Genomic DNA, 8,424 nt, shown 5'->3' on the forward strand with positions numbered 1-8,424 from the left:
GCACCGAGACGTACTGGCCCGCCCGGAAGGGGGCGGCGGGCCGGCCGTACGGGATCCCGTACGGCGGCCGCCCTCGTGAAGGACGCGTCGGCTCAGACTTCCTGCTTCTTCGACTTGTCGAGGACCATGACCAGGCCCGCGATCACCGCGAAGATCGCCAGCGGCGCGAGCACGAACAGGCCGAGGGTCTCGACCACGCTCAGGCCCGGACCCGGGTCGTCGCCGTCGTCCCGGGTGACCGCGAGGGCCGGGGACGTCATGAGCAGCATCATCAGCGTCGTTCCGGCTGCTACGGCGCCGGCGCGCAGGGAGTTCTTGTCCACGGTGCAAAAGGTAGCGAACGGCTAGAGCGGCCGCGCGCCCGGGGGGTCCGTACGGGACGGCCCCCCCGGCACCGACCCCTCCGGCGCGGACGCACCGGGTTCGCGGAACACCTCCATCAGGGCGTGCAGCCGCGGGGACGCGGCCAGTTGCTCCAGGGTCAGCGGACGGCCGTCCGCGCCGGCGACGGGCAGCCGCCAGTTGGGGTACTCGTCGGTGGTGCCCGGCAGGTTCTGCGGGCGGCGGTCGCCGACCGCGTCCGGCAGCCACACGCCGACCATCCGCGCGGACGTGGCGAGCAGGAACCGGTAGACCGCCCGGACGGCCGCCTCCTCGTCCTCCCGCCCCTCCGGCAGCAGCCCCAGCCGGGCCAGGTAGTCGACCCACTCCCGTACGTCCGTGCCCTCCGCCGCCAGCTCCTCGGCGAGCGGGGTGGTGAGCAGGCCGAGCCGGTGGCGCAGCTCGACGTGGTCGCCGGTGAGGCGGGACGCGGTGGGCGGCAGGTCGTGGGTGGTGGCCGTGGCCACGCACCCGGCCCGCCAGGTCTCCGGCGGCAGCGGGCGCCTGTCGCCCGTCCAGTCCCGCTCGAACCAGAGCACGGAGGTGCCGAGCACCCCGCGCAGCTCCAGGGATTCGCGGACGCCCGGCTCGACCGTGCCGAGGTCCTCGCCGATGACGACCGCGCCCGCCCGGTGCGCCTCCAGGGCGAGGACGGCGAGCATCGCCTCGGCGTCGTAGCGGACGTACGCGCCGTCGACCGGTTCATGCCCCTCGGGCACCCACCAGAGCCGGAACAGGCCCATCACGTGGTCGATGCGGAGCGCGCCCGCGTGCCGGCACAGCGACTTCAGCAGGCCGCGGTAGGGGGCGTACCCGGTCGCGGCGAGCGCGTCGGGGCGCCAGGGCGGCAGCCCCCAGTCCTGGCCGCGCGCGTTGAACGCGTCCGGCGGGGCGCCGACGGACATCCCGCGCGCGTACGCGTCGGGGCTGCCCCAGGTGTCCGCGCCGCCGGGGTGGACGCCGACGGCGAGGTCGTGGACGAGGCCGACGCCCATCCCGGCCTCGCGGGCGGTGCGCTGGGCGCGGGCGAGCTGGCCGTCGGTGAGCCAGGCGGCCCAGGTGTGGAAGTCGATCCGGTCCATCAGCTCGGCGCGCGCCCGCGCGGTCTGCGCCGAGCGGGCGTCCTGCAGCCCGGCCGGCCAGCGGTCGCGGTCGGGCCCGTACCGCTCGGCGAGCGCGTACCAGGTGGCGTGGTCCTCCAGGGCCCGGGCGTGCTGCGGTTCGGCGAGGAAGTCGCAGTACGCGGCCCGGCGGCCGGGCCCCAGCGGGACCGTCCGCACGATCTCCAGGGCGGCCTGCTTCAGGGCCCACACCGCGTCGCGGTCGATCAGCGCGTCCTTCTCCAGGACGTCGGTGCGCAGCGCGGCGGCCCGCGCGAGCAGCTGGTCGGCCTGCTCCCGGGCCTCGCCCGCCAGTCGGGAGTACTCGGGGACGTCCTCGATCCGCAGGTGCACCGGGTCGGGGAAGCGGCGGGAGGACGGCCGGTACGGCGACGGGTCGGTGGCCCCGTCCGGGCCGCCGGGGACGGCCGCGTGCAGCGGGTTGACCTGGATGAACCCGGCGCCGAGCGTGCGGCCGGCCCAGTCGGCGAGGTCGGTGAGGTCGCCGAGGTCCCCCATGCCCCAGGAGCGCGAGGACAGCAGCGAGTAGAGCTGCACGAGGAGCCCGTGCGTCCGCTCCGGCGGTTGCGGGACGCGGGGCGGGGCGACGATCAGGTGCGCGGTGCTCCGGCGGCCGTCGGGGGCGGTCGCGTGCAGGGCGTGCACGCCGAGCGGCAGCGGTCCGGGCAGTGCCGCCTCACCCGCCCGCACCCGCTCCGGCGCGGGCGCGGGCTCCCGCGGCTCGGTGTCCTTCGCGGACAGCGGCGCGGGGGGCGCGGGCGCGGGCGGGTTGGCGCTCGGGGGGCCGATGGTGGAGGGGGTGGGGCCGGTCAGCGGGCTCCGCACGGGGGCGGTCGGGCCGCCGTGGACGGTGAGGGCCTCGGGCAGGTCGGGCAGGGAGCCGGGCTCGGGGTGGGGCGGGGGGCCGTCGTCGGCCTCGTCGGCGGCGTCGGCCTCGGCCTCGGGCGGCGGCTCGGGGACCGGCGGCAGGTCCCGGACGACCTCGGCGGGCTCGCCGGGGCTCCGGGGCGCGATCCACTCGCGGACGCGGCCGTCCTCCGTCTCCAGCCGCAGCGCGGTCCCGGGCGGCAGGTCGCCCAGCGCGGCGGCGAGCAGGTCGGCGCGGATGCCGGTGTCCGTGCTCGGCACGGGCCCGGACAGGGAGGTCGTCGGGGCCTCGCCGTCGGGCTCCCACAGGACGAGGGTCGGCGGGAGCAGCCGGGTCCTGGCCTCGGTCTCCGCGCGTTCGAGTGCGGCGCTCACGGCGACCGGTGTCGTCGCGTCGACCCCCAGCGACGCCAGTACGGCGACGATCGCGGTGTGCGACGAGCGGATCTGCTCGCCCGGCGCGGGCGAGTAGGAGGTGGCCACGCCGTGCAGGGCGGCGAGGCGGTCGAGCGGGGCGGAGCCTTCGGAGCCGACCTGGTCGGCGGGCCGCTCCACTCAGTACCCCGCGGCGGTACCCGTGGCGGTCGGCTCGCTCGTCAGGTGCGAGGGGTCCGCCAGCGGCGGCTCGCTCGTCAGCGGCGCGGCGTCCGCGAGCGGCGGCTCGCTCGTCAGGGGGGCCTCGACGTCGTACCCGATGTCCGGGTCCGTCACGTCGTACGCCGCGGCCACCGGACCCGACGCCTGCGTCGGGACGACCGCGGGTTTGGACAGCGCGTCGAGGAGAAGGTGTGCGGATGCGACCACGGCAGGCCTCCGGTGCGTGCGGGTACGGGACATCGCTTGCCCTACCCACAGGGCGCGGCGACAGACGTGAACGGGCGGTTCGAGTGCTCCGCGTCACATCTTGGCGCGGGTCGCAGGGGTTGGCCAAGAGGACGTGGCCCGACCTGCGCGGCGGGGGCGGCGCGGCGGGACACCACCTGTACCGGTAGGCAAATGCCGCACAACGGCCACGAGCGTTGACACCCCCCGCCCCGCGCTGATGCACTCGTCGCTCCAAGCGGAACGAGACCCTCGGGGAGCACCCGTGCGACTTCGGCGCGGCAAACGGGCGACGGCGATCACCGTCGCCGTACTCGGCGGACTCCTCACCGCCTCCCCCAGCGCCGTCGCCGCACCGGACGACGACCCCCCCGGCGCCGCGACCGCCGACGGGACCGACGTCCCCCGCTCCACCACGCCCCCCGCCGTCTGGCCCCGCCCCCAGTCGACGACCACGCGGACCGACGCCGTCACCGTCACCGACCGCGTCACGCTGATCGCCGACCCCGGCGCCGACCCCCACGCGCTGCGCGCGTTGCGGGAGGTCCTCACGGAGGCCGGGGCGCGCACGTTCACCGCCACCGAGGAACCGTCCGCCCTGACCGTCCGCCTCGGCGCGGCGAGCGCGTACGACGCGCTGCGCGCCCTGCGCGCCCCCGACGAGGGCGCGCTCCCCAACGGCGGCTACCGCCTCGCGGTCGGCAGGGCCGCCGGCCGGGACACGATCGCACTGGCCGGCACCGGCGAGGACGGCCTGTTCCACGGCGTGCAGACGCTCCGCCAGCTCGTCCGCCGGGACGCGGGAGGACCCGCGACGATCCCCGGCGTCGTCGTGCGCGACTGGCCCGGCACGGCCGTCCGCGGGATGACCGAGGGGTTCTACGGCACCCCCTGGACCCGTGAGCAGCGGCTCGACCAGATCGACTTCCTCGGCCGCACCAAGCAGAACCGCTACCTCTACGCCTCCGGCGACGACCCCTACCGCCAGGCCCGCTGGCGCGACCCGTACCCCGCCGAGCGCCGCGCGGAGTTCCGGGCGCTCGCGGAACGGGCGCGGGAGAACCACGTGACGCTCGCCTGGGCCGTCGCGCCCGGCCAGGCGCTGTGCATGTCGTCGGACGCGGACCTGAAGGCGCTGACCCGCAAGCTCGACGCGATGTGGGCGCTGGGCGTGCGCGCGTTCCAGCTGCAGTTCCAGGACGTCTCCTACAGCGAGTGGCACTGCGCCGCCGACTCCGAGGCGTTCGGCTCGGGCCCCGGCGCCGCGGCGAAGGCGCAGGCGCGGGTCGCCGACGCGGTCGCCGCGCACCTGGCCGAGCGGCACCCGGGCGCGGCCGCGCTGTCGCTGATGCCGACGGAGTTCTTCCAGGACGGCGCGACGGAGTACCGCACCGCGCTGTCGGCCGCGCTCGACGACCGGGTGCAGGTGGTGTGGTCGGGCGTCGGCGTGGTGCCGAAGACCATCACCGGGGCCGAACTCGCGGGCGTGCGCGACGCGTTCGAGGGCCACCCGCTGGTCACCATGGACAACTACCCGGTCAACGACTGGGCCGCCGACCGGCTCTTCCTCGGCCCGTACACCGGCCGGCAGCCAGCCGTCGCGGCCGGGTCGGCCGAGCTGCTGACCAACGCGATGGAGCAGCCCGCCGCCTCCCGCATCCCGCTGTTCACGGCCGCCGACTTCGCGTGGAACCCGCGCTCGTACCGGCCGCAGGAGTCCTGGAAGGCGGCGATCGACGACCTCGCCGGGGCCGATCCGCGCACGCGCGAGGCGATGGGGGTGCTCGCCGGGCACGAGGCGTCGTCGGTGCTGGGCGCGACGGAGTCGGCGTATCTGCGGCCGCTGATCGCGGAGTTCTGGCGGGCGCGGGCCGAGGGCGACCGGCGCGGTCTCGCGGAGGCGGGCAGGGAGCTGCGGGCCGCGTTCGGCGTGATGCGCGAGACGCCGGCGCGGCTCGGCGCGCTGGCGGACGAGGTCGGGCCGTGGACCGCGCAGTTGGCGCGGCACGGCGAGGCCGGGCAGACCGCCGTCGACCTGCTGCTCGCCCAGGCGCGCGGCGACGGCGCGGCGTCCTGGCGCGGCACGCTCGACCTGCGGGCGATGCGGGCGGAGATCGGGGAGCACCCGGCGAAGGTCGGCGAGGGCGTCCTCGGGCCGTTCCTGAAGCGCGCGGCGCGCGAGTCGGACCACTGGACGGGCGCGGACCGCGCGGAGGGCGCGGGCGGCGGCCCGGTCGCGCTCGGCTCCACCCGCGCGCTCGACACCGTCACCGTCCTGACCGAACCGCTCGGCCCGTCGGCCCCGTCCTACGGCTCGGTCGAGGCGCACGTCCCCGGCGAGGGGTGGCGGCGGCTCGGTCCGCTCAGCGCCGACGGCTGGACGCAGCTCGACGCGGGCGGTCTCGCCGTGGACGAGCTGCGGCTCACCGGCCACGCGGGCCGGGTGCACGGCATCACCCCCTGGTACGCGGACGAGGAGTCCACCCGCTTCGAGCTCGACCGCACCGAGCACGACGCGGTCATCGGCGGCGCCCCCACCGAGATCCGCGCCTCGCTCACCCCGCGCCGCCCGGGCGACGTCCGCGGCCGGCTGACCGCCCGCGCCCCGGCCGGGATCGAGGTCACCGCGCCCGCCGACACCGTCCTGCCGCGCGGGCGCACCACCTCGCTGCCGTTCCGCGTCACCGTCCCCGCGGACACCCCGGCCGGGACGTACTCCGTGCCGGTCACCTTCGGCGACCAGACGCGCGTGGTGTCCCTGCGCGCCTATCCGCCCACCGCGGGCCCCGACGTGCTGCGCGGCGCCGTCGCCTCCTCCTCCGGCGACGAGACCCCGGACTTCCCCGCCGCCGCGGCGCTCGACGACGACCCCGCGACCCGCTGGTCCTCCCCCGCGTCCGACGGCGCGTGGTGGCAGGCCGAGCTGCCCGCCCCCGTCCGCGTCGGCCAGGTCGTCCTGCACTGGCAGGACGCGTACGCCTCCGCCTACCGGATCCAGACCTCCTCCGACGGCCGCACCTGGCGCACCGCCGCGACCGTCCGCGCCGGCGCCGGCGGCCGCGAGGCGATCCGCATGGACGCCCGCGACACCCGCTACCTCCGCGTCCAGGGCGACAAGCGCGCCACCGAGTTCGGCCTGTCGTTGTTCGCCGTCGAGGCGTACGCCGTCGCCCCACCCCCGAAGCCGAAGCCCGACCCGAAGCGCGGTTAGGCCCCGCGACGAGAGGTGTGCCCGCCCGGTGGGGGGACACCGGGCGGGCACAGGGGGGGGTGGAGGTCAGGAGGGTGTCTTCAGGGGCTCCGCGGGTGGGACGGGGACGGGGGTGAGGGGCGGGGTGCGTTGGAAGTAGGTCACCGCGGGGGAGGTGATCGCGGTGGTGATGAGGGCGACGAGGACGAGCAGGGTGAAGAGGGCGGGGCCGATGACGCCGAGGTGGAGGCCGATGGAGAGGACCACCAGCTCCGTCAGACCGCGGCAGTTCATCAGCGCGCCGATGGACATGGACTGGCGCCAGGACTGACCGCAGAGGCGGGCCGCCCCGGTCGCGCCGCCCCATTTGCCGAGGACGGCGACGGCGAGGAGCGCGAGCAGCCAGAGCAGTTGGACCGGGTCGCCGACCAGGAGGCCGATCTCCGTGCTCAGGCCGGTGTGGACGAAGAACAGCGGGAGCAGGACGGGGACGACGACCGCGCGCAGCCGGGCCGCGGACGCCTCGACGCGGCGGTGGCCGCGCGGGGTGGCGACGCCGAAGAGGAACGCGCCGAACAGGGTGTGGACGCCGATGAGGTCGGTGGCCAGGGCCGAGACGCACAGTCCGCTGAAGAGCAGGACCATGACGACGCCGTCGTTGGCCCGCTCCGAGCGGCCCCCGGCCGCCAGCCGCGCCAGCAGCGGGCGGACGACGAGGATCATCAGCGCGCCGAAGACGACGGTGAGGCCGGCCGCGGTGAGCGCGTCGAACGGGGAGCCGGCCGTGGACAGCGCGACGACCAGCGCGAGCAGGCACCACGCGGCGACGTCGTCCACCGCCGCGCACGTCATCGCGAGCGCGCCGAGCGGGGTGCCGTACAGGCCGCGGTCGACGAGGATGCGGGCGAGCACCGGGAACGCGGTGATCGCCATCGCGACGGCGACGAACAGCGCGAACGGCGCGAAGGCCACCCCGTCCGGCGCGAACCGGTCGTAGAGGGGGAGGGCGAGCAGCGCGCCGAGGGTCAGCGGGACGAGGATGCCGGCCTGGCTGACCGCCACGGCCGTCCGCGAGCTGCCGCGCAGGGAGCCGAGGTCGAGTTCCAGGCCGACGAGGAACATGAAGCCGAGCAGGCCGAGTTGGCCGAGGACGGCGGTGTACGCCAGCACGGACTCCGGGAACAGCCACTGCTGGGCCGCCGGCCACAGCCAGCCCAGCAGCGACGGGCCGAGCAGGATGCCCATGGTGATCTCGCCGATCACCGCGGGCTGTCCCAACCGCTTCACCAGCGTCGCGCCGAGCTGGCAGGCGAGGATCGCCACCGGGACGGCGACGAGGACGGCGGGCATGGTCTCAGCTGCGGACACGGGCGGCATCCTCGGTCGTGTCGGTGGGTTCGGCGGGCAGGGCGGGCGGCGGCTCGGCCGTCGCCGCGGACCAGGTCGCGTACCGGCGCAGGCCGTAGAGCAGGGGGCGGGCGGCGGGGCGTACGGTGACCCGGTCCGCGCGCGCGAACACGGCGGTGTGGTCGCCGAACGGGACGGTGTGCACGACCGCGCAGTCCGCGATCGCGTGGGCGGCGGCGGTGAGGTGGGGGCCGCCGGCGCCGAGCGGCAGGCGCCACTCGACGCGGTCGAAGCGGTCGGGGTCGCCCGAGGCGAACAGGTCGGAGGTCGTGCGGGCGTCCTCGTGCAGCAGGTTGAGCGCGAAGTGGCCCTGGGTGAGGATCGCGGCCGCGGTGGGGCCGGCGGTCCTGACGCACACCACCAGTGTGGGGGGCGTCAGGGCGACGCTCGCCAGCGAGCTGCACGTCATTCCCAGGGGGCGGCCGTCCGCGTCCAGCGTGCTGAGGACGGAGACGCCGCTGGGGAAGGCGGACATGAAGGGGCGGAGGTCGGGCTCCTTCGGAGGGGTGGGACGGGGTGGGACGTGGGGCATGTCTGACTCCCTGTCGAGGACGGAGCAGTACGACGTCGTGGGCGCGGCGCAGGGGTCGGCCCCGGCCCGGCCTGCCGGCCGGGGCGAGGCCCCGGCCCAGTCTC

At 76.5% G+C, this 8,424-nt stretch carries 6 protein-coding genes; 1 reads left to right on the top strand and 5 read right to left on the bottom strand.

The window, feature by feature from the left end:
- Positions 1–92 precede the first annotated feature (92 nt).
- The 3 genes from ACFWEG_RS27055 to ACFWEG_RS27065 all read right to left on the bottom strand — a co-directional run bounded on the left by ACFWEG_RS27055 (position 93) and on the right by ACFWEG_RS27065 (position 3,173).
- The gene (locus ACFWEG_RS27055; RefSeq protein WP_387220213.1) at positions 93–272 is read right to left on the bottom strand and encodes a hypothetical protein; all 180 of its coding nucleotides are present in this window, start codon (positions 270–272) and stop codon (positions 93–95) included.
- A gap of 72 nt (positions 273–344) precedes the next feature.
- On the bottom strand, positions 345–2,924 hold the full coding sequence (gene malQ, locus ACFWEG_RS27060; RefSeq protein WP_387220201.1) for a 4-alpha-glucanotransferase: 2,580 nt from the start codon (positions 2,922–2,924) through the stop codon (positions 345–347).
- Entirely contained in the window at positions 2,925–3,173 is a 249-nt protein-coding gene (locus ACFWEG_RS27065) for a hypothetical protein (protein ID WP_387220203.1), read from the bottom strand. It lies immediately after the preceding gene.
- Between the two features lie 283 nt (positions 3,174–3,456).
- Between ACFWEG_RS27065 and ACFWEG_RS27070 the strand changes: the two genes are divergently transcribed.
- Positions 3,457–6,402, top strand: coding sequence for a beta-N-acetylglucosaminidase domain-containing protein (locus tag ACFWEG_RS27070; protein ID WP_387220205.1), 2,946 nt, complete (start codon positions 3,457–3,459; stop codon positions 6,400–6,402).
- Positions 6,403–6,468: 66 nt separating this feature from the next.
- Here ACFWEG_RS27070 and ACFWEG_RS27075 read toward each other — a convergent pair whose 3' ends face one another.
- Together ACFWEG_RS27075 and ACFWEG_RS27080 are read right to left on the bottom strand one after the other, a co-directional pair.
- Positions 6,469–7,749, bottom strand: coding sequence for a cation:proton antiporter (locus ACFWEG_RS27075; RefSeq protein ID WP_387220208.1), 1,281 nt, complete (start codon positions 7,747–7,749; stop codon positions 6,469–6,471).
- The gene (locus ACFWEG_RS27080; RefSeq protein ID WP_387220210.1) at positions 7,736–8,320 is read right to left on the bottom strand and encodes a flavin reductase family protein; all 585 of its coding nucleotides are present in this window, start codon (positions 8,318–8,320) and stop codon (positions 7,736–7,738) included. The genes ACFWEG_RS27075 and ACFWEG_RS27080 overlap by 14 nt, the downstream gene beginning before the upstream one ends.
- Between the last annotated feature and the right edge of the window lie 104 nt (positions 8,321–8,424).

This window comes from Streptomyces sp. NPDC060194, assembly GCF_042728285.1.
Taxonomy (GTDB): domain Bacteria; phylum Actinomycetota; class Actinomycetes; order Streptomycetales; family Streptomycetaceae; genus Streptomyces.